Origin of the sequence: Blautia sp. MSK20_18 (assembly GCF_020553125.1) — a bacterium.
Lineage (GTDB): Bacteria > Bacillota > Clostridia > Lachnospirales > Lachnospiraceae > Blautia_A > Blautia_A fusiformis.
The window spans coordinates 1-509 of the sequence record NZ_JAJCGR010000100.1 but is presented as its reverse complement, the minus strand read 5'-3'; the positions used below and the strand labels follow the sequence as shown (position 1 = coordinate 509).

Here is a 509-nt window from a genome sequence, read left to right as displayed (position 1 = left end):
TGTGTTCTCTTGCAGGTTGTACGGACTTCGTAAGTATAAAAAACAAATAGAAAGGGATGTGGAAATTGCTAAAGAGCTTCAAGACGGAAATAAATCCGTCAGAGGAACAGAAAGTCAAGATTCATAAGACGATAGGAACTTGTAGATTTATTTATAATTTCTATCTTGCCCATAATAAAGAACTTTACAACAACGGTGAAAAGTTTATGAGCAGTAACAGGTTTAGAGTCTGGCTTAACAATGAATATCTTTCTGAGCATCCGGAGTATTCGTGGATCAAGGAAGCTTATTCAAAAGCAGTAACACAGTCAGTAAATAATGGACAAACTGCTTTTACAAGATTTTTCAATCACGAGAGTGCTTTTCCTAAGTTCAAAAAGAAAGGCAGATCTGATGTAAAGATGTATTTTGTAAAGAATAATCCAAAGGATTGTCGTTGCGAAAGGCATAGAATCAATATTCCGTCACTTGGTTGGGTCCGTATCAAAGAAAAAGGATATATTCCAACA

Annotated in this window: 1 protein-coding gene and 1 pseudogene; both read left to right on the top strand. The window is 35.4% G+C overall.

What is annotated here, in order from left to right:
• Positions 1-127 (top strand): annotated as a pseudogene (locus LI091_RS18810) (IS607 family transposase); the annotation flags it as partial.
• The coding region (locus LI091_RS18405; RefSeq protein WP_442860792.1) for a helix-turn-helix domain-containing protein at positions 90-509 on the top strand (420 nt) is incomplete at its 3' end. The pseudogene LI091_RS18810 and the gene LI091_RS18405, both read left to right, overlap by 38 nt.